16 protein-coding genes are annotated in these 18,276 nt (G+C 60.4%); 15 read left to right on the top strand and 1 reads right to left on the bottom strand.

Annotated features, from left to right (window positions below):
- Nucleotides 1–145: 145 nt before the first annotated feature.
- From FQ192_RS31655 to FQ192_RS31690, 7 genes are all read left to right on the top strand, one after another.
- Nucleotides 146–742: a paraquat-inducible protein A gene (locus FQ192_RS31655; protein ID WP_149661988.1), complete on the top strand. Its 597-nt coding sequence runs from the start codon at nucleotides 146–148 to the stop codon at nucleotides 740–742.
- Nucleotides 739–1,386 (top strand): paraquat-inducible protein A, encoded by a 648-nt coding sequence (locus tag FQ192_RS31660; RefSeq protein ID WP_149661989.1) that lies wholly within the window; start codon nucleotides 739–741, stop codon nucleotides 1,384–1,386. Before FQ192_RS31655 ends, FQ192_RS31660 begins: the two co-directional genes overlap by 4 nt.
- Nucleotides 1,367–3,022 (top strand): intermembrane transport protein PqiB, encoded by a 1,656-nt coding sequence (locus FQ192_RS31665; protein ID WP_149661990.1) that lies wholly within the window; start codon nucleotides 1,367–1,369, stop codon nucleotides 3,020–3,022. The genes FQ192_RS31660 and FQ192_RS31665 overlap by 20 nt, the downstream gene beginning before the upstream one ends.
- A 17-nt stretch (nucleotides 3,023–3,039) precedes the next feature.
- Complete coding sequence (locus FQ192_RS31670) at nucleotides 3,040–3,588, top strand: membrane integrity-associated transporter subunit PqiC (RefSeq protein WP_149661991.1); 549 nt, start codon at nucleotides 3,040–3,042, stop codon at nucleotides 3,586–3,588.
- Between the two features lie 326 nt (nucleotides 3,589–3,914).
- Entirely contained in the window at nucleotides 3,915–4,592 is a 678-nt protein-coding gene (locus FQ192_RS31675; protein WP_372242377.1) for a histidine phosphatase family protein, read from the top strand.
- Between the two features lie 149 nt (nucleotides 4,593–4,741).
- Nucleotides 4,742–6,463 carry a lipid IV(A) 4-amino-4-deoxy-L-arabinosyltransferase gene (gene arnT / locus FQ192_RS31680; RefSeq protein ID WP_149661992.1) on the top strand — a complete coding sequence of 574 codons (1,722 nt, stop codon included), beginning with the start codon at nucleotides 4,742–4,744 and terminating at the stop codon, nucleotides 6,461–6,463.
- Nucleotides 6,464–6,608: 145 nt separating this feature from the next.
- Nucleotides 6,609–8,111, top strand: coding sequence for a glycosyltransferase family 39 protein (locus tag FQ192_RS31690; protein ID WP_149661993.1), 1,503 nt, complete (start codon nucleotides 6,609–6,611; stop codon nucleotides 8,109–8,111).
- 33 nt (nucleotides 8,112–8,144) lie between these two features.
- Here FQ192_RS31690 and xerC read toward each other — a convergent pair whose 3' ends face one another.
- Nucleotides 8,145–9,083 (bottom strand): tyrosine recombinase XerC, encoded by a 939-nt coding sequence (gene xerC, locus FQ192_RS31695; protein WP_372242378.1) that lies wholly within the window; start codon nucleotides 9,081–9,083, stop codon nucleotides 8,145–8,147.
- A 374-nt stretch (nucleotides 9,084–9,457) separates the two neighbouring features.
- Between xerC and arnB the strand changes: the two genes are divergently transcribed.
- Genes arnB through FQ192_RS31735 form a run of 8 tightly spaced genes read left to right on the top strand, consistent with a single transcriptional unit; the run spans nucleotide 9,458 to nucleotide 18,267 of the window.
- Nucleotides 9,458–10,606 (top strand): UDP-4-amino-4-deoxy-L-arabinose aminotransferase, encoded by a 1,149-nt coding sequence (arnB, locus tag FQ192_RS31700; RefSeq protein ID WP_149661994.1) that lies wholly within the window; start codon nucleotides 9,458–9,460, stop codon nucleotides 10,604–10,606.
- Complete coding sequence (gene arnC / locus FQ192_RS31705; RefSeq protein WP_149661995.1) at nucleotides 10,603–11,622, top strand: undecaprenyl-phosphate 4-deoxy-4-formamido-L-arabinose transferase; 1,020 nt, start codon at nucleotides 10,603–10,605, stop codon at nucleotides 11,620–11,622. Before arnB ends, arnC begins: the two co-directional genes overlap by 4 nt.
- Nucleotides 11,619–13,610, top strand: a complete 1,992-nt coding sequence (gene arnA, locus FQ192_RS31710; RefSeq protein ID WP_149661996.1) for a bifunctional UDP-4-amino-4-deoxy-L-arabinose formyltransferase/UDP-glucuronic acid oxidase ArnA — start codon at nucleotides 11,619–11,621, stop codon at nucleotides 13,608–13,610. Before arnC ends, arnA begins: the two co-directional genes overlap by 4 nt.
- Nucleotides 13,610–14,494, top strand: a complete 885-nt coding sequence (gene arnD, locus FQ192_RS31715; RefSeq protein ID WP_149661997.1) for a 4-deoxy-4-formamido-L-arabinose-phosphoundecaprenol deformylase — start codon at nucleotides 13,610–13,612, stop codon at nucleotides 14,492–14,494. Before arnA ends, arnD begins: the two co-directional genes overlap by 1 nt.
- Nucleotides 14,491–16,140, top strand: coding sequence for a lipid IV(A) 4-amino-4-deoxy-L-arabinosyltransferase (gene arnT / locus FQ192_RS31720; RefSeq protein WP_149661998.1), 1,650 nt, complete (start codon nucleotides 14,491–14,493; stop codon nucleotides 16,138–16,140). Before arnD ends, arnT (FQ192_RS31720) begins: the two co-directional genes overlap by 4 nt.
- Nucleotides 16,137–16,481, top strand: a complete 345-nt coding sequence (arnE, locus tag FQ192_RS31725) for a 4-amino-4-deoxy-L-arabinose-phosphoundecaprenol flippase subunit ArnE (protein ID WP_149661999.1) — start codon at nucleotides 16,137–16,139, stop codon at nucleotides 16,479–16,481. The genes arnT (FQ192_RS31720) and arnE overlap by 4 nt, the downstream gene beginning before the upstream one ends.
- The gene (arnF, locus tag FQ192_RS31730; RefSeq protein ID WP_149662000.1) at nucleotides 16,478–16,891 is read left to right on the top strand and encodes a 4-amino-4-deoxy-L-arabinose-phosphoundecaprenol flippase subunit ArnF; all 414 of its coding nucleotides are present in this window, start codon (nucleotides 16,478–16,480) and stop codon (nucleotides 16,889–16,891) included. Before arnE ends, arnF begins: the two co-directional genes overlap by 4 nt.
- Nucleotides 16,888–18,267, top strand: coding sequence for a UDP-glucose/GDP-mannose dehydrogenase family protein (locus FQ192_RS31735; protein ID WP_149662001.1), 1,380 nt, complete (start codon nucleotides 16,888–16,890; stop codon nucleotides 18,265–18,267). The genes arnF and FQ192_RS31735 overlap by 4 nt, the downstream gene beginning before the upstream one ends.
- Nucleotides 18,268–18,276 lie beyond the last annotated feature (9 nt).

The raw sequence follows: 18,276 nt of genomic DNA on the forward strand, positions 1-18,276 counted from the left end.
CGAAGGCGATCTTACGGACGCCTTCGCGGGCAAGCCTCGCTCCTACATTGGGTCGTCGCATCCCTTTGAACCGCCTTTCGATTTGCTCTATCGCAAGGCACTTCTATATTGAGGAGGTGCTCTGACTTCCTTGCGAATGCGACCCATGGCCACGACTGACCCGTTGATCATCTGCGAGCACTGCGACTGCGTGTATGAAAAAGTCACGCTCGCCAAACATCAGAAAACCCTGTGCACCCGCTGTGGTGGCGTGCTCCAGCGGTATAACGGCCTGACGCTGGAGCAGCGCCTGGCCTTGACCTTCACGGCGCTGGTGTTGTGGATTTTCGCCAACTTTTTCCCGGTCATGAGTATCAGCCTCAAAGGCCTGAAAAACAGCGCCACGCTGTGGGATTCGGTGCTGGCCCTGAGCCTGGGCCCGATCACCTTCATTGCCATGGTGGCGGCAATCGCCATGATCATCGCGCCGATCATTCAACTGGTCCTGTTGATCTGGGTCCTGAGCTTCGCCCTCGCCCGTCAGCGCGCGCCAGGGTTTCGCTTCAGCATGCGCTGGCTGGAAACCCTGCGGCCCTGGAGCATGCTGGAAGTTTGCCTGCTGGGAGCGATGGTCGCGGTGATCAAACTCGCCGGCTTGCTGGATGTATTGCCCGGCATCGGCCTGTTCGCCCTGGCCATTCTCAGCTTGATGATGATCCGCATTGCCGGGCGCGATATCCGTGAACTGTGGGACGAGCTATGACAACGCCGCCGGTCGCCAGCGAACTGGGCCTGTGCCTGTGTCACAGCTGCGGCATGGCCTGCGACATGACCAACGATCCTCAGGAATGCGAACGCTGCGGCGCCCCGTTGCATCGGCGCAAGGTCAATTCCCTGGCCCGGACCTGGGCCTACCTGTTCGCCGCGCTGGCGTTCTATGTCCCGGCCAATCTGTTGCCAGTGATGAACACCAAAATGGTCGGTGCCGGTGCCGACAGCACCATCATGAGCGGCGTGCTGGAGTTCTGGGAGGCCGGCGCCTGGGACATTGCCCTGATCATTTTTATCGCCAGTATCGCCGTGCCCGGCATCAAATTCGTCGCCCTGACGCTGCTGCTGATCACCGTTCAGCGCGACAGCCTGTGGGCGCGCAAGGAGCGCTCGAAGCTGTTCCGTTTCGTCGAGGTCATCGGTTATTGGTCGATGCTCGATGTCATCGTGGTCGCGCTGGTCGCTTCGCTGGTGAAATTCCAGGCCCTGGCTGACATCGAGCCGCGTCCCGGCATTCTGTTTTTTGGCCTGGTGGTGGTCTTCACCATGCTCTCGGCGATGAGTTTCGACCCACGATTGATCTGGGATAAAGCGCCCCATAACGAGGAGGTCACGGATGAAGTCGCAAGCCACTGACGGGCCGCAAGCCCCGGGACAGGCCAGTATCAAGACTCGCCGTTTCAGCGTTTCGCTGGTGTGGATCGTGCCGATCGTGGCCGTGCTGGTGGGGATTTCCCTGGTGGTGCACAGCCTCATGCAAGAAGGCCCGACCATTGTCGTGACCTTCAAGACCGGCAACGGCCTGACCGCCAACAAGACCGAGGTCAAGTACCGCAACGTGGTAATCGGGCATGTCTCTGACGTGGAGTTGAGCAAAGACCAGAAGAGTGTCGATGCCACCATCAAACTCGCCAAACAGGCAGAAACCTTCACCCGCGAAGACTCGCAGTTCTGGGTGGTGCGCCCGCGCATCGGCGCGGGTGGGGTCTCGGGCATCGATACGCTGTTGTCCGGCGACTACATCGGCGCCGATATCGGTCACGCCAACGGTCGTGCGAAAAACTTCACCGGCCTGGAGAACCCGCCGCCGATCACCTACGGCGAACCGGGCAAGCGCTTTACCCTGCACTCCCAGGATCTCGGTTCGCTGGATATCGGCTCGCCGGTCTACTACCGCAAGATCCCGGTCGGCCAAGTGGTGGCGTATGCGCTGGATGCGGACGGCAAAGGGGTCAATCTTGAAGTCTTCGTGCACTCGCCCAACGACGCCTACGTCACCGAAAACACCCGGTTCTGGAACGCCAGCGGCATCGACCTGAACATCGGCGCCAACGGGTTCGCGGTGAAGACCGAATCGCTGTCCTCGCTGTTGGTGGGCGGTATTGCCTTCATCGCCCCGCAGTACAGCCCCAACGATCAACCCGCCGCCGAGGATAAGACCTTCGAGCTGTTCGACGACCAGACCACCGCCCTCGCCCCGCCCAATGGCAAGGCGCAGTACCTGAGCCTGCGTTTCGACCAGGCCCTGCGCGGGCTCAAGGTCGATGCCCCGGTGGAATTCCTCGGCATGGAAATCGGCAAGGTGGTGGCGATCAATCTGGATTTCGACGAGAAGAAACGCAGCTTCCCGGTCAACGTCGGCATCGTGATTTACCCGCAACGACTCGGCCAGGCTCATACCAAAATGATCAAGGCGTTGATGCATGACCCCAATGACGAAGCCGCCGGCGTGCGCCTGATGGGCACGTTTATCGAAAACGGCCTTCGCGCACAGGCCCGCAGCGGCAATCTGCTGACCGGCCAGCTGTACATCTCGCTGGATTTCTACCCCAAGGCGGAGAAGGTCAAGTTCGATCCGGACGCGCGGCCGGTCAGCATCCCGACCATCCCCGGCAGCCTCGAACAGTTGCAGGAAAAACTCGAGGCCATGGTCAACAAGATCAACCAACTGCCGGTGGAACGGATTGCCAGCAACCTCGACAGCAACCTCGTCGAGTTGCGCAAAGGCTTGGCGCAATTCAACGCCAAGACCCTGCCCGGCGTGCAGACGACCCTGGCGGACGTCAGCAAGACCCTGAATTCGGCCAGTTCGACCCTCGCCGAAGATTCGCCGCAACGGGAACAACTGACCCAGACCCTGGACGAACTCAAACGCATGTCGCGTTCCCTGCGTGAGCTCTCGGATTACCTGGGACGGCACCCGGAATCGCTGATTCGCGGGCGCCCCGACAATGCAGCGCCGGCCGACCTGCAAGGGCCACCGCGTAACTGACCACAGGAGCAACACCCATGGCTTTTTCGCCGAAGATCACCCTGGTCGCCGCGTTGGTGCTGCTCGCGGCGTGTCGCAGCGACCCGATTCACTTTCATACCCTCACCCCGGCGCAACTGGCTAGGGGCAATGGCGACGAAATCAAGATCGAAGGCATCAGCGTGCCGCCCCAGGTCGATCGGCCGCAGATCGTCATTCGCCAGGGCAACAGCGGTCTGGCGATCCTTGAAACCGATTGGTGGGGCGCGAGCCTGTCGGATGAGTTGCGCAGTGCGCTGGTGGATCAACTGTCCAACGCCAACTCCCAACGCAAGGTGTCGTTGCGGGTGGATGTGCAGCGTTTCGACTCGATTCCCGGCCAGTACGGCTTGATCGACGTCAAATGGCGCCTGCGGCCATTAGGGGCCGGCGATAACTCGCTGGTGACGTGCCGCAGTACGTTGCAGACGCCGTCGGGGCCTTCCATTGAGGATTTGGTGACGGCGCAGCAGAACAACGTCAAACGCCTGGCTGCGGTGATCAGTCAAGCGGCGGCCACGCAACGGGGTTGCCCGGCGCCTCTCTGAAAATACCTGCTCTGCAATGGACCCGCTCAACGGCGAAATACCTGCCGTTGAGTTGTTATTTCCTATTCGTAATGCCGGAGTAACTTTAACTGTTTCTCTCGTCGTATTTGACATTAGTTTTCAAACACACCCACGCCATTCGACTTAATCGACTACGCTCCGACCACTGAAACTAAAAGGAAACAGTTTCGTGAATAACAGAGCCTTTCTCCGCAAATTTTTCACATTCGTTTCACCGTGCTCATACGCGCCGCCCCTTAGTGTGCCGAGCAATCCTGAAAGTTTGACTAAGCAGGTTTCAATACTGTCGTATAAGGGGCAGCACCGTGATCGAATCAGTGTCATCCGCCATGCCGTCGCGCCGCTGGCGACCGTCGAAACTCGTCAGGATTATCAGCGTGTCAGTCTTGTTGACAGTGGCAGCGCTGGTCGCCGGTTTCGTCGTGTGGCATCGATCCCCGGTCAACCTGGGCAATGCGAATGCCCAGGCTCGCGCCGAACTGCTCCGGCACTGGCGCGCCGGCGACGTGGTGGTATTGGTGCGTCATGCCGAGCGCTGCGACCGCTCCAGCAACCCTTGCCTGGGTCCGGCGGACGGCATTACCGAACTCGGCAGTCAGTCTGCAGCCTCGGTGGGCCAAGGCTTTATGCGCCTGGGCATGGCTCAGGCCGACGTTTTTACCAGCCCGGTCACGCGCACCCAACAAACCGCGCACTATATGTTCGGCAAGGAAGCGGTGACCCAGGCCTGGCTGGCCAGTTGTGGCGACACCCTGCGCGACGATGTGATCGCGCACAAGGTGGCCCATCGCAATACAGTGCTGGTCACCCACAGCGGTTGCATCAGCGATTTCGAGGTCCAGACCGGTTTCAAGCACGCGGCCACCGCCGAATACAGCAGTTCATTGTTTGCCAGCATTGGCAGCGATGGGCAACTTCAAGTACTGGGCGTATTGAATGACGCTGATTGGCGTTCGCTGTTGAACGATAAATCGTTGAAGTAAGGCTGCGGTCGTTAGTGATTTAAAGTTGAGACTGTTAGTTCGCTACTCATCAATAAACATCTCTCTGGCTTGAATTCCTTCAGGCGCTGTTCAGCGAGGATGGCTGATAGTGCGCTGGATCCACAGCGTCCTCGCGTTAAGGATTTCTCATGACGTCCCATCACAATCTGTTGCAACACCCGGCGGCGAAGCTGCACAGACGCCCCGCCCCTGCACCCACCGCCGTCGAACGCTGGATCGTTCCCGGTTTGCTCCTGGCCTTCGTGCTGTTCTATCTGCTGCCGTTGATGAGCCACGGCTTGTGGATTCCCGACGAAACCCGCTATGGCCAGATCAGCCAGGAAATGCGCCTGAGCGGTGACTGGATCGCCCCGCATTTCATGGGCATCCGTTATTTCGAAAAACCCATCGCCGGCTACTGGATGATCGCCATCGCCCAGGCGGTGTTCGGCGATAACCTGTTCGGTGTGCGGATCGCCTCAGCGTTGAGCACCGGGCTGAGCGTGTGGCTGACCTACCTGATTGCCCGCCGACTGTGGAACGACCCGCGCAAAAGTGGCGCGTGCGCGTTGCTCTACATGAGTTTCGGGCTGATTGCCGGGCAAGCCGGTTATGCGAACCTCGATCCGCAATTCACGTTCTGGGTGAACTTGAGTCTGGTGGCGTTGTGGTTCGCCCTCGATAACCCTTCAGGTAAACAACGCCTCGGTGCCTGGACCTTGTTGGGGGTTGCCTGCGGCATGGGCTTTATGACCAAGGGTTTCCTCGCCTGGCTGTTGCCGGTGCTGATCGCCCTGCCCTACATGCTCTGGCAACGTCGCTTGGGCGAGTTGCTGCGCTACGGGCCGATAGCGCTGGTTGTGGCTGCCGTGACCTGCCTGCCGTGGGTGCTTGCCATTCACCATCAGGAACCGGACTTCTGGCGGTTTTTCTTCTGGAATGAGCACATTCGCCGGTTTGCCGCTGACGACGCGCAACACGCCCGGCCGTGGTGGTTCTACCTGCCGTTGCTGGTGGCTTCGAGCCTGCCTTGGGCGGCGTTGTTGCCGTCGACCTTTATCCAGGCCTGGAAAAACAAGCGTGAACCGGCCATGGGTTTCCTGCTGTTGTGGCTGCTGTTGCCCCTGACCTTTTTCAGCCTGAGCAGCGGCAAGTTGCCGACCTACATCATGCCGTGCCTGCTGCCGCTGGCGTTGCTGATGGGGCATGCCCTGACGGGCCTTATCGATCAGGCGCAAGACCGGGCCATTCGTTTCAACGGTGCCATCAATGTGGTGTTGGGCTGCGTTGGCCTGATCGCCTTGATATACATCCAGGCAACCAAGGAAATCTTCGAAAACACTGAGATGTTCAGCCTGTCCCTGGCCTATATCGTGTTGGCCGGCTGGATCATTGCCAATGCGTTGCAAGTCTCACGACCCTTGCAGTTCTGGGCTGCGCCGGCTTTGGGCAGCTGGCTACTGGTGGCGCTGCTGCCAGCGGCGATGCCGGCGACGATCGTCAACAGCAAGATGCCTGACCAGTTCATTGCCGAACACCTGGAAGCGCTGAGCCAGACCTCCTCCCTGCTCAGTAACGACCTGGGCGCGGCGTCGGCCTTGTCCTGGCGCCTGAAGCGACCTCAGGTTGACCTGTTCAACACCATTGGCGAGCTGAAATATGGTCTGGACGATCCGGCCATGGATTCGCGCAAAGTCACCAAGGACAACGTTGGTCAATGGATGACTGAAGCACGCAAGAAAGGCTCGGTGGGGGTGGTGATGCGGGTCAACAGTGTGCCAGAGGTCCAGGAAGTCGAGTTGTTGCCGGTGGATGGCAAGCGCTATGAGCGTGGCAATCTTGAAATCCTGATTTTCCCGCAAAGTCCGTAACGACAAACACCAAACCTGTGGGAGCGGGCTTGCTCGCGAATACGGTGCATCAGTCAAAGCAGGTGGCGACTGACACGACGTCTTCGCGAACAAGCCCGCTCCCACAAGGGACTGCGGTGCTCATTCAAGTTTTAGGAAACCCTCCATGAAGTTCCACGCAAGTGACAGGGCCGCGCTGTGGCTCCTGCTGGGCGCGACTGCCTTGATGTTGTTGTTGGGTTTAGGTTCGCGCGAGCTCTGGGGCGCGGAAACCCGCTGGGCCAACATCGCCTTGCAGATGCTCCAGAGCGGTGACTATTTTGATCCGTACCTCAAGGGCGGGCCGTATTACGACAAGCCACTGCCGTCCTATTGGCTGATCACCGCCACGGCGTGGTTGACCGGCGGCCTGGGACACTGGTCGCTGCGCCTGTCTTCGGTGATTTCGGCGTGGTTGAGCGTGTGGCTGGTGTACCTGCTGGGCGAGCAATTGTTTCGCAAAGGCACCGGGCTGATTGCCGGGTGGATGCTGGCGACCACGTTCTACTTCGTGTTTTGGGCGCGGGTGGCCACGGCTGACATCCTGACCGTGTGCGGTGTACTGGCGGCGGTGTGGTGGTACTGGCGCGGGCCGCAAGACACTCGCCTGTCGCGCTACCTGGGATTTTTCCTGCTGCTGTCACTGACCTCGCTGTTCAAAGGCCTGATCGGCTTCATTCTGCCGGGCTTGCTACTGTTGCCCCATGTGCTGCAGGACGGGCGCTGGAAACGCCATCTCAATCTGCGGCTGTGCCTGGCCTTGATGATCGCTGGCGCGTTCTACATGACGCCGTTTGTACTGTCCCACGTCTACGGCGCGCCAACCTATGGCGAAAGTGGCCTGGGCCTGGTGCTGCGGGAAAACGTCGTGCGGTTTTTCCAGCCGTTCGACAACATCGGGCCGATTTACACCTACCTGATTTACCTGCCGGTCTACACCCTGCCCTGGGCGCCGTGCTGGTTGATCGCGTTGTGGGTCGCCCTGCGCCACTGGCGCAGCATCGAACCCAATACCCGCTGGCTGATCTGGGGCCTGGGGTTGTTGATGTTGTTCTTCACCGCCAGCGGCAGTCGGCGCAGTTACTACGTGTTGCCCCTGGTGCCATTTGCGCAATTGCTTGGGGCTTGGTGGATCACCCAACGCAACCCGGTGAGTCGTGGCTGGAAGATCGGTTTCGGTGCGGCCACCGTGTTATTGCTCGCGGTGCTGGGCGTGCTCTATCCGTGGACCAACGGTGGTGGCGGCGTGGTTCAATTCGGTGAGACGGTCAAGTTTGAGGCGAGCAAGCGTGCGCCCCTCAAGGACTGGCGCCTGGTCATGATCGAAGTCGACAACAAAGTGCCGATGTACCTGCAAACCGGCGGTGCGCCCTTCTATTACGTGCAGGAAAACCAGAACTACCCACGCACGGGCGACAGCGCCGCTTTGATGACCTGGCTTGATGCCACCAGCGGCCAACACTGGGACCCGCAGCGCACCATCATCGTGGCGCAATACCGCAATGGTGATGCCTTGCCGTTGGGCTATCTGAGTGTCGACCATCAGGTCATCACCACCACGCCCACTAACGGTGAGCGGATGTTCCATGGTCGGGAGGACCAGAGCGTGGCGTTTATCCCGCAGCCCTGACCCACACCACCCCGGCAGAGATAGCTTGCCGACTCACAAATCGAAGCGATCCACCGCCCGCCGCCGCTCATTGTCATCACGCACATCGTAGTTGGCGGTGGTCTGGATATTGCTGTGATGCGCCAGTTTCTGCGCAATCGACAGGTCGTGTTCCTCAATCACCCGGGTGATGAACGAACGACGGAAGTCGTGGGGCATGATCTTCACCCCGACCTGGGCGCCGCGCTGGCGGGCGATGTAATAGATCGCATGTTTGGTGATGCGCTCGCGGGTAATGTGGCTGCCACGGCGGATGCGGTTGAACAGGAACGGGTCGTCCTCCAGACCTTCGCCCAGTTGCGAGCGGCGCAATTCCAGCCACGCCTCCAGTTTGGCGAAGGCCCAGGCCGGTGCGTACTTGATCAACTGCTTGTTGCCCTTGGCCGTGACCCGCAGGCTGCGTTCGCTGAAGTCGACCTGGTTCAGGTCGAGGTTCACCGATTCCGACTTGCGCATGCCCGAGCCGTACAGCACCGCAATGATCGCCGCGTCCCGCAGGCCTTGTGGCCGCGGATCCGCCGCGCAGACTGCCATCAATTCCTGAATCAGCGTGCGCTTGAGGTTGCGCCCCTGGGACAGCCGCGTGCCGGCAATGCCTTTGACCGAGCGCATCTTCAGCAAGTGTTCCTGGCTGATGAGGCTCATGCGCCAGGCTTCGTTCATCACCCCGCGTACGGCGTTCACATACAGCGAAGAGGTATTCGGCGCATAACCATCAGTGCGTAAGGCGGCGACCAAGGCGATGACATCCTCGGGCTGGAGTTCGTGCCAGGGAATCTCCTCGATGTTCATGTCTTCGAAGCCCAGACGATCGGCCGCGTCTTGCAGCACATAACGCATGGTCAGTTGGCTGGACGACGCCAGGCGCGCCAGATACACGGTCAATGGGTTGGCTTTGGCCACCCTTGGTTCATTAACGGATAAGTCAGTCACACAAAAAGCCTTGAATGAAAACTGTTCAACACAACAACTAAAGAGTTTGGTTACTTGCTGTAAGGAGTACTCAACGGTGGATTAACGCGATAAACGGTAGAAGTCTGAACTCTAGCTGTCTGGACTTCAGATAAACGATTCGCCGACCGGTTTTTCATGTCCCTTTCACATTTTCGCGCTTAACCTTAATGAGTCGGGCCACCGGTAGTCAGCCAGCACAACCTGACGAGCCGGCAGTCAAAAGTCAACCTAGACAATTTGTCACATTTCTCTAGTAACTAATTGATGCAGCTTTCATTTTAGCGACTACGCTTAAAATGGATCCGAATCACTGCACCTGAAATTTCGTTGCTGCTTATACCCCCGAGGTCTCCATGAGTCAGGCTTTTCTCCCCTTCTCACGCCCCAGTATCGGCGATGAAGAAATTGCCGCCGTAGAGCAAGTATTGCGCTCGGGCTGGATTACCACCGGGCCAAAAAACCAGGCACTGGAAGAACACTTCGCCAACTACGTCGGCTGCAAGCATGCCGTGGCATTGTCGTCGGCCACCGGGGGCATGCACATCACGTTGCTGGCCTTGGGTATTGGTCCCGGGGATGAAGTGATTACGCCGTCCCAGACCTGGGTGTCCACCGCCAACATGATCTGTCTGTTGGGTGCGACGCCGGTGTTTGTCGATGTCGATCGCGACACCCTGATGACTGATTTGCAGAGCATCGAAGCGGCGATCACGCCACGGACCAAGGCAATCATCCCGGTGCATTACGCTGGCGCGGCGTTCGACCTCGATCCGCTTTATGCCCTGGCGGACAAACACGGCATTCCCGTCATCGAAGACGCGGCCCACGCGGCCGGCACCTTTTACAAAGGTCGCCACGTTGGCTCACAGGGCACGGCGATCTTCTCGTTCCACGCCATCAAGAACATGACCTGTGCCGAAGGCGCGATGTTTGTCAGCGACGATGAAAACCTGGCCGCTCGGGTGCGCATGCTCAAATTCCACGGCCTGGGTGTTGACGCCTACGACCGCCTGACCGGTGGCCGCAAACCCCAGGCCCAGGTGATCGAGCCCGGGTTCAAATACAACCTGGCCGACATCAATGCCGCCATCGCCCTGGTGCAACTGGAACGACTGGACGAGATCAACGCCAAGCGCACGCAACTGGCCCAGACCTATCTGCAACGCCTCGAAGGCCTGCCGGTACAACCGCTGGCCATCCCGGCGTACCCGCAGCAGCACGCCTGGCACCTGTTCATCCTGCGCATCGACGCCGAACGCTGCGGCCTCGACCGCGAAGCCTTCATGAAGGCCTTGCAGGAGCAGAACATCGGCACCGGCATCCATTTCATCGCCACCCACTTGCACACCTACTACCGCCAGCGCTTCCCGGACATCTACCTGCCCAATACCGAATGGAACTCGGCGCGGCTGTGTTCGATCCCGTTGTTCCCCGACATGACCACTGACGACGTTGAACGTGTCGTCGGTGCCATCGAAAACATTATGGACGCCCGCCTGTGAAACCTTATCCGATCCGTTGCGTATCGATCGTCATCCCGGTCTATAACGAGCAAGACAGCCTTCCCGAGTTGCTCAGGCGCACCGAAGCCGCGTGCCAGCAATTGCACCACGACTACGAAATCGTCTTGGTGGACGACGGCAGCCGCGACAACTCGGCGCAGATCCTGGAAGAGGCCGCGAGCCACGAGTGCAGCCCGGTGGTGGCGGTCATCCTCAACCGCAACTACGGGCAGCACGCGGCGATCATGGCCGGCTTCGAACAGTGCAAGGGCGACGTGGTGATCACCCTCGACGCCGACCTGCAAAACCCGCCGGAAGAGATCCCCCGATTGGTGGCCCAGGCCGAACTCGGCTACGACGTGGTTGCCACCGTGCGCAACAACCGTCAGGACTCGGCCCTGCGCCGCTGGCCGTCGAAGCTGATCAACCTGGCGGTGCAACGCTCCACCGGCGTGGCCATGAGCGACTACGGCTGCATGCTCCGGGCTTACCGCCGGACCATCGTCGACGCGATGCTCGCCTGCCGCGAACGCAGCACCTTCATCCCGATTTTGGCCAACAGCTTCGCCCGCCACACCACGGAAATCCTCGTGACCCACGCCGAGCGTGAACACGGCGAATCGAAGTACAGCCCGATGCGCCTGGTCAACCTGATGTTCGACCTGATCACTTGCATGACCACCACCCCGCTGCGCCTGCTCAGCATCGTCGGCTTCTGCATGGCCGGTCTTGGCGTGCTGTTTGCCATCGCGCTGATTGTCCTGCGCCTGGCCTTTGGCGCTGGCTGGGCTGGCGACGGTACGTTCGTCCTGTTCGCCGTGTTGTTCGTCTTCACCGGCGGGCAATTCATTGGCATGGGCCTGTTGGGTGAATACCTGGGCCGCATGTACAGCGACGTCCGGGCCCGCCCACGGTTCTTCATCGAAAAAGTCTTGCGTAGCCAACCCGCCTCCCCTGCTCCCGTTGTCACTGTCGACGGTCTCACTTCAACTCCTTCAGATCAGGTTCTCTCATGAGCAAAAAAGCTGTTGTCTTCGCCTATCACGATATCGGCTGTGCCGGCATCGACGCCCTGCTTGGCGCAGGTTTTGAGATTGCGGCGGTGTTCACCCACGCCGATGACCCGAAGGAAAACGCCTTCTATGGCTCCGTGGCGCAACTGTGTGCCAATCAAGGCATCCCCGTGCACGCCCCGGAGGATGCCAACCATCCACTGTGGATCGAGCGCATTGCCAAGCTCAACCCGGACTACATCTTTTCGTTCTACTACCGCCATCTGCTGAGCGAGCCACTGCTGGCCACCGCCAGTCAAGGCGCGTTCAACCTGCACGGTTCGTTGCTGCCCCTTTATCGCGGTCGCGCGCCGGCCAACTGGGTGCTGGTCAACGGCGAAACCGAAACCGGCGTGACCCTGCACCGCATGGTCAAGCGCGCCGATGCCGGCGCCATCCTCGCCCAGCAAAAGGTCGGGATCGAGCGCAGCGATACCGCGCTGACCCTGCACGCAAAACTGCGTGACGCCGCCAGTGCGCTGCTGCGCGACACCCTGCCGGCGCTGCTGCAAGGCAAAATCACCGAAACCGCGCAGGACGAATCCAAAGCCACCGTGTTTGGTCGTCGCACCCCGGCGGACGGCAAGCTGATCTGGAAAAAACCGGCCGAAGAACTGTTCAACCTGGTTCGCGCCGTGACCCAACCGTATCCGGGCGCGTTCTGCGACGTCGGCGAACACAAGCTGATTGTCTGGGGCGCACAGGTCGCCAAGGGCAATGAAGGTCAGGCACCGGGCCGAGTCATCAGTGTTGACCCGCTGCGTATTGCCTGCGGCGAAGACTCGCTGGTGATCACCGCCGGCCAGCGCAACGACAACGGCCTGTACCTGAGCGGCCCGCAACTGGCCAACGAGCTGGGCCTGGTCGACGGTTCGGTCCTGCGGGGCGCTGAGTCCGGGCGCAAACCCCGTCGCACCCGCGTGCTGATCCTCGGCGTCAACGGCTTCATCGGCAATCACTTGTCCGAGCGCCTGCTGCGTGACGACCGTTATGAAGTCTATGGCCTGGACATCGGTTCCGACGCCATCGACCGCCTGCGCAGCCATCCGAATTTCCACTTTGTGGAAGGCGACATCAGCATCCACTCCGAGTGGATCGAGTACCACATCAAGAAGTGCGACGTGGTCCTGCCGCTGGTGGCCATCGCCACGCCGATCGAATACACCCGCAACCCGCTGCGTGTGTTCGAACTCGACTTCGAAGAAAACCTGAAACTGGTGCGCTACTGCGTCAAGTACAACAAGCGCGTGATCTTCCCGTCGACCTCGGAAGTCTATGGCATGTGCCAGGACGAGCGCTTCAACGAAGACACCTCCAATCTGGTGCTCGGCCCGATCAACAAGCAGCGCTGGATCTACTCGGTCTCCAAGCAACTGCTCGACCGCGTGATCTGGGCCTACGGCCAGAAAGGCCTGAATTTCACGCTGTTCCGTCCTTTCAACTGGATGGGCCCGCGTCTGGATCGTCTGGATTCGGCACGGATCGGCAGCTCCCGGGCAATCACCCAACTGATCCTGAACCTGGTGGAAGGCACGCCGATTCGACTGTTCGATGGCGGCGAGCAAAAACGCTGCTTTACTGACATCGCTGACGGCGTCGAGGCACTGGCGCGGATCATCGACAACGACAATGACGTGTGTAACGGCCAGATCATCAACATCGGCAACCCGGACAACGAAGCCAGCATCCGCCAGTTGGGCGAAGAGTTGCTGCGCCAGTTCGAAGCGCACCCGCTGCGCAGTAACTTCCCGCCGTTTGCCGGTTTCCGCGACGTGGAAAGCAAGGCGTTCTACGGCACCGGTTATCAGGACGTGTCGCACCGTAAACCGAGCATCGACAACGCCAAGCGCCTGTTGGACTGGACGCCGACCGTCGAGATGAGCGAAACCATCGGCAACACGCTGGATTTCTTCCTGCGTGAAGCCATGCTCGAAATCGCGGACAAGCGCTGATGCAGGCAGGCCTTCGAATCGATGTCGACACCTACCGAGGCACCCGCGAAGGGGTGCCCCGGTTACTGGAAATCCTCGATGAGGCCCAGGTCAAGGCGACGTTTTTCTTCAGCGTCGGGCCGGACAACATGGGGCGCCACTTGTGGCGCCTGATCCGCCCGCAATTCCTCTGGAAAATGCTGCGTTCCAACGCCGCCGGCCTGTATGGCTGGGACATTTTGCTGGCCGGCACGGCGTGGCCGGGCAAACCGATTGGTCGTGATCTCGGGCACCTGATGCGTCAGGCCCGGGACGCCGGGCATGAAGTCGGCCTGCACGCCTGGGATCACCATGGCTGGCAAGCGAATGCCGGGCGCTGGAGCGATGCACAACTGATCGAGCAGATTCGCCGGGGCGTCGACAGCCTCAGCGACATCCTCGGGGCAAAAGTCGACTGCTCGGCCTCCGCTGGTTGGCGCGCGGACGAGCGCGTGATCGAAGCCAAGCAGGCGTTCGGCTTTCGCTACAACAGCGATTGCCGGGGCCAGAGCGTGTTCCAGCCGACCTTGGCCAATGGCCTGTTGGGTGCGCCGCAAATCCCGGTGGACTTGCCGACCTTTGACGAGGTGGTCGGGCCGAGCATGGCCGCCAAGGATTTCAACGGGTTCATCCTTGACCGCTTCACCCCCGAAAAGCTCAACGTCTACACAATCCATGCCGAGGTAGAAGGGATTCTGATGGCTAACGATTTTCGTCAACTGCTGGCCGATGCGCGCCAGCGTGACATCCGTTTCAAACCCTTGGGCGAACTGTTGCCCGAATCATTCGCCAGCCTGCCGGTCGGCCGCGTGGTGCGTGGTGCCCTCGAAGGCCGTGAAGGCTGGCTGGGAGTGCAAGGCGCATGACTAAACGCTGGGCCTTGCCAGTGTTGCTGGCAATTATGCTGCTCGCTTACCTGTTGCCGCTGGGCACCCATGGCCTGTGGATTCCCGACGAAACCCGCTATGCCCAGATCAGCCAAGACATGCTGCTGGACGGTAACTGGGTGTCACCGCACTTTATGGGTTTGCGCTATTTCGAGAAACCGGTAGCCGGTTATTGGATGATCGCCCTCGGCCAGGCGCTGTTTGGCGACAACCTGTTCGGCGTGCGCTTCGCTTCGGCCCTGAGCACCGGACTGAGTGTGTTGCTGTGCTTCCTGATCGCTCGCCGTTTGTGGAACGACCCGCGCAAAAGCTTTGCCTGCGCCTTGCTGTACATGAGTTTCACCGTGGTGGCCGGCCAGGCCGGGTACGCCAACCTCGATCCGCAATTCACCTTTTGGGTCAATCTGTGTCTGGTGGCACTGTGGTTTGCGCTAGACAGCAAAAGCACTGACCAACGACTGTTGGGCTGGGCCGTGTTGGGACTGGCCTGCGGCATGGGTTTCATGACCAAGGGTTTTCTGGCCTGGTTGCTGCCGGTGCTGATCGCCCTGCCGTGGATGCTCTGGCAAAAACGCTGGCGTGAACTGCTGATCTACGGCCCACTCGCGATCATCATCGCCATCGCCGTCAGCCTACCGTGGGCCTTGGCCGTGCACGCCCAGGAGCCTGACTACTGGCGGTTCTTCTTCTGGCACGAACACATTCGGCGCTTTGCCGGCGACGATGCGCAGCACGACGCGCCGTGGTGGTTTTACCTGCCGCTGCTGGTAGCGTTCAGCCTGCCGTGGGCGGTGTTGCTGGCGCCGGCGCTGAAACAGGCCTGGCAGACCCGGGACCAGGCGCACATTGCCTACCTGTTGCTGTGGCTGGTTATGCCTCTGGTGTTCTTCAGCCTGAGCAACGGCAAACTGCCGACTTACATTCTGCCGTGCCTGCTGCCCCTGGCGTTGCTGCTGGGCCATGCGCTGGCCGACCGCTTGCGGCTTGAGCAAGGCCGGGCGCTAGGGCTCAACGGTTTACTGAACCTGCTGCTGGGCCTGACGGTCCTGTTGGCCCTGGTTTACCTGCAACTGAAAAAGCCGCTGTACGAGTTGGAACTGCACAACCTGGTGCTGGTGTTTATCGCGCTGATGGGCTGGATCATGGCCAACCTGCTGCAAGCCTTCCGGCCGCTGCAATGCTGGGCGGCGCCGGCGTTTGGCAGCTTGCTGTTCATCGGCCTGATCCCGGCCGCGCTGCCCAACGCGGTGGTGTCGAACAAAACCCCTGACCAATTCATCCTCGAACACGCCCAGGAACTGAGCCAGACCACCCAATTGATGAGCAACGACCTGGGCGCCGCATCAGCCCTGGCCTGGCGCCTGCAACGCCCGCAAGTGGCGCTGTACAACACCGTCGGCGAGCTGAAATACGGCCTTAGTTACCCCGAAGCGCGTAATCGGCGGATCACTGTCGACAAAGTGCAACAGTGGATGCGCGATGCTCGCAAGCACGGTTCTGTGGGCGTGGTCATGCGGGTCAAGGGTGACGACGAACTGCAGGAAGTGGAATTGCTGCCAAAAGAGGGCAAGCGTTATGAGCAAGGCAACCTGGTGATTCTGATTATCCCCAAGGACGCGGCATGAGCCTGTTTCTGTTGCTGACCGCATGCCTGCTGACGTGCCTGGGCCAGGTGGCCCAGAAATACGCCGTGGAGAGCTGGCGCGGCAAGGATTCCGGTTGGGGCGACAAACTGCGCTCGCCGTGGCTGTGGCTGGCGTTGTTCTCCCTCGGTTTGGGGCTGCTGGTCTGGCTGCTGGTGTTGCAACGCCTGGAAGTCGGCGTCGCTTATCCGATGCTCAGCCTCAATTTCGTTTTGATCACGTTGGTCGCCCGCTTCGTCTTTCATGAATCCATCGACCGGCGCCATTGGCTCGGTGTCGCGCTGGTGATCGGCGGTGTGGTTTTGCTGGGGCAGCACACATGAGCCTGCGCCGTGGAATCACCTTCGCCCTGGGCAGCGTGATGCTCGCCAGCGCCGCGCAGTTGGGTATGCGCTGGAGCATGAGCCGATTGCCGCAACCGGATCAATGGCTGACCGCCCTGGGCAATGGCAGCGTCGATCCGGCCGCTATCGGCGTGGTGCTGGCGGCAATTTTCGCCTATGGATTGTCGATGCTCAGCTGGCTGCTGGCCCTGCGTGACGTGCCGCTGGGCCGGGCCTATTCACTGCTCAGCATCAGCTATGCGCTGGTGTACCTGCTGGCCGCCAGCCTGCCGGTATTCAACGAACATTTCAGTCTTGCAAAAAGCCTTGGGGTGGCCCTTGTCGTTTTGGGTGTCGTCACCATCAACTCTCGACCTGCTCGCGTCTCCGTTCTCAGGAATGACCCATGAAAATCAGTGTATTTGGTAGTGGTTACGTTGGCCTGGTACAGGCCGCCGTTCTGGCTGAAGTCGGCCACGATGTGATCTGTATGGACATCGATGCCAAAAAGGTCGAATTGCTCCAGCAGGGCCATGTCAGCATTTTCGAGCCGGGGCTGGCCAGTCTGGTCAGGGAAAGCCTGGAAGCCAAGCGCCTGCAGTTCACCACCGACGAGAAACTGGCGGTGCAGCACGGTGAAGTGTTGTTCATTGCGGTGGGCACGCCTTCCAGCGAGGACGGCTCGGCCGATCTGAAATACGTGCTGTCGGTGGGCGATGCCGTGGCCCGTCATCGTGAGCAACCGGTGATTTTGGTGGAAAAATCCACTGTGCCGGTCGGCACCGGCGACACCCTGCGCGCACACATCGAGGGCCGATTGGAAGAGGCCAGCCGCCAGTTGCAATTCGATATCGTCTCCAACCCCGAGTTTCTCAAGGAAGGTTCGGCGGTCGCCGACTGCCGACGCCCGGACCGCATCATCATCGGTTGCGAACGTGACGAAGTGCGCGACGTCATGCGCGAGCTCTATTCACCGTTCAACCGCAACCACGATCGCATCATGTTCATGGACCTGCGCAGCGCCGAGCTGACCAAGTACGCCGCCAACTGCATGCTGGCGACCAAAATCAGCTTCATCAACCAGATCGCCGAACTGGCCGAACACCTGGGGGCCGACATCGAATCCGTGCGCCTGGGCATCGGCGCGGACTCGCGCATTGGCTACCACTTCATCTATCCGGGCTGCGGTTATGGCGGCTCGTGCTTTCCCAAGGACATGCGCGCGCTGATCCACAGCGCCGAACAGGCGCACTGCTCCAGCGATTTGCTGCAAGCGGTGGAAGCGATCAACCAACGGCAGAAACACAAGCTATTCGAACGGGTGAATGCGTTCTACAAGGGCAATCTGGCCGGCAAGACCTTCGCCGTGTGGGGCCTGGCGTTCAAACCCAATACCGATGACATGCGCGACGCGCCAAGCCGGGTGCTGCTGGAGTCCTTGTGGGCGGCCGGGGCCAATGTGCGGGCGTTCGACCCGGAGGCGATGCAGGAAACCCAGCATTTGTACCCGGACGAATCGAAGCTGATGCTAATGGGCACGCCGGAATCGGTACTGGCCGGCGCCGATGCTCTGATCATCTGCACCGAGTGGCAGCAGTTCAAGGCCCCTGATTTCGATCTGATCCGTCAGCGCCTGGCCGCGCCGGTGATCTTTGACGGACGCAACCTGTATGACGCCGAGCGGCTGTCCCGCGCCGGTTTCCTGTACTTCCCGATGGGCCGTGGGGATTCGCGCAATCTGCCGATTCCATACCAGCAGTGGTCTGCCATTTCGTCGGTTGCCTGACCGTGAATG

Source organism: Pseudomonas sp. ANT_J12 (genome assembly GCF_008370045.1).
Lineage (GTDB): Bacteria > Pseudomonadota > Gammaproteobacteria > Pseudomonadales > Pseudomonadaceae > Aquipseudomonas.

Bases quoted from the DNA above. Each gene is read 5' to 3' on its own strand.
- FQ192_RS31670 (WP_149661991.1), top strand. From the start codon at position 3,040: ATGGCTTTTTCGCCGAAGATCACCCTGGTCGCCGCGTTGGTGCTGCTC.
- arnT (WP_149661998.1), top strand. From the start codon at position 14,491: ATGACTAAACGCTGGGCCTTGCCAGTGTTGCTGGCAATTATGCTGCTC.
- arnF (WP_149662000.1), top strand. From the start codon at position 16,478: ATGAGCCTGCGCCGTGGAATCACCTTCGCCCTGGGCAGCGTGATGCTC.
- FQ192_RS31735 (WP_149662001.1), top strand. From the start codon at position 16,888: ATGAAAATCAGTGTATTTGGTAGTGGTTACGTTGGCCTGGTACAGGCC.
- arnB (WP_149661994.1), top strand. From the start codon at position 9,458: ATGAGTCAGGCTTTTCTCCCCTTCTCACGCCCCAGTATCGGCGATGAA.
- arnD (WP_149661997.1), top strand. From the start codon at position 13,610: ATGCAGGCAGGCCTTCGAATCGATGTCGACACCTACCGAGGCACCCGC.
- arnE (WP_149661999.1), top strand. From the start codon at position 16,137: ATGAGCCTGTTTCTGTTGCTGACCGCATGCCTGCTGACGTGCCTGGGC.
- FQ192_RS31665 (WP_149661990.1), top strand. From the start codon at position 1,367: ATGAAGTCGCAAGCCACTGACGGGCCGCAAGCCCCGGGACAGGCCAGT.
- arnT (WP_149661992.1), top strand. From the start codon at position 4,742: ATGACGTCCCATCACAATCTGTTGCAACACCCGGCGGCGAAGCTGCAC.
- FQ192_RS31655 (WP_149661988.1), top strand. From the start codon at position 146: ATGGCCACGACTGACCCGTTGATCATCTGCGAGCACTGCGACTGCGTG.
- FQ192_RS31690 (WP_149661993.1), top strand. From the start codon at position 6,609: ATGAAGTTCCACGCAAGTGACAGGGCCGCGCTGTGGCTCCTGCTGGGC.
- arnA (WP_149661996.1), top strand. From the start codon at position 11,619: ATGAGCAAAAAAGCTGTTGTCTTCGCCTATCACGATATCGGCTGTGCC.
- FQ192_RS31660 (WP_149661989.1), top strand. From the start codon at position 739: ATGACAACGCCGCCGGTCGCCAGCGAACTGGGCCTGTGCCTGTGTCAC.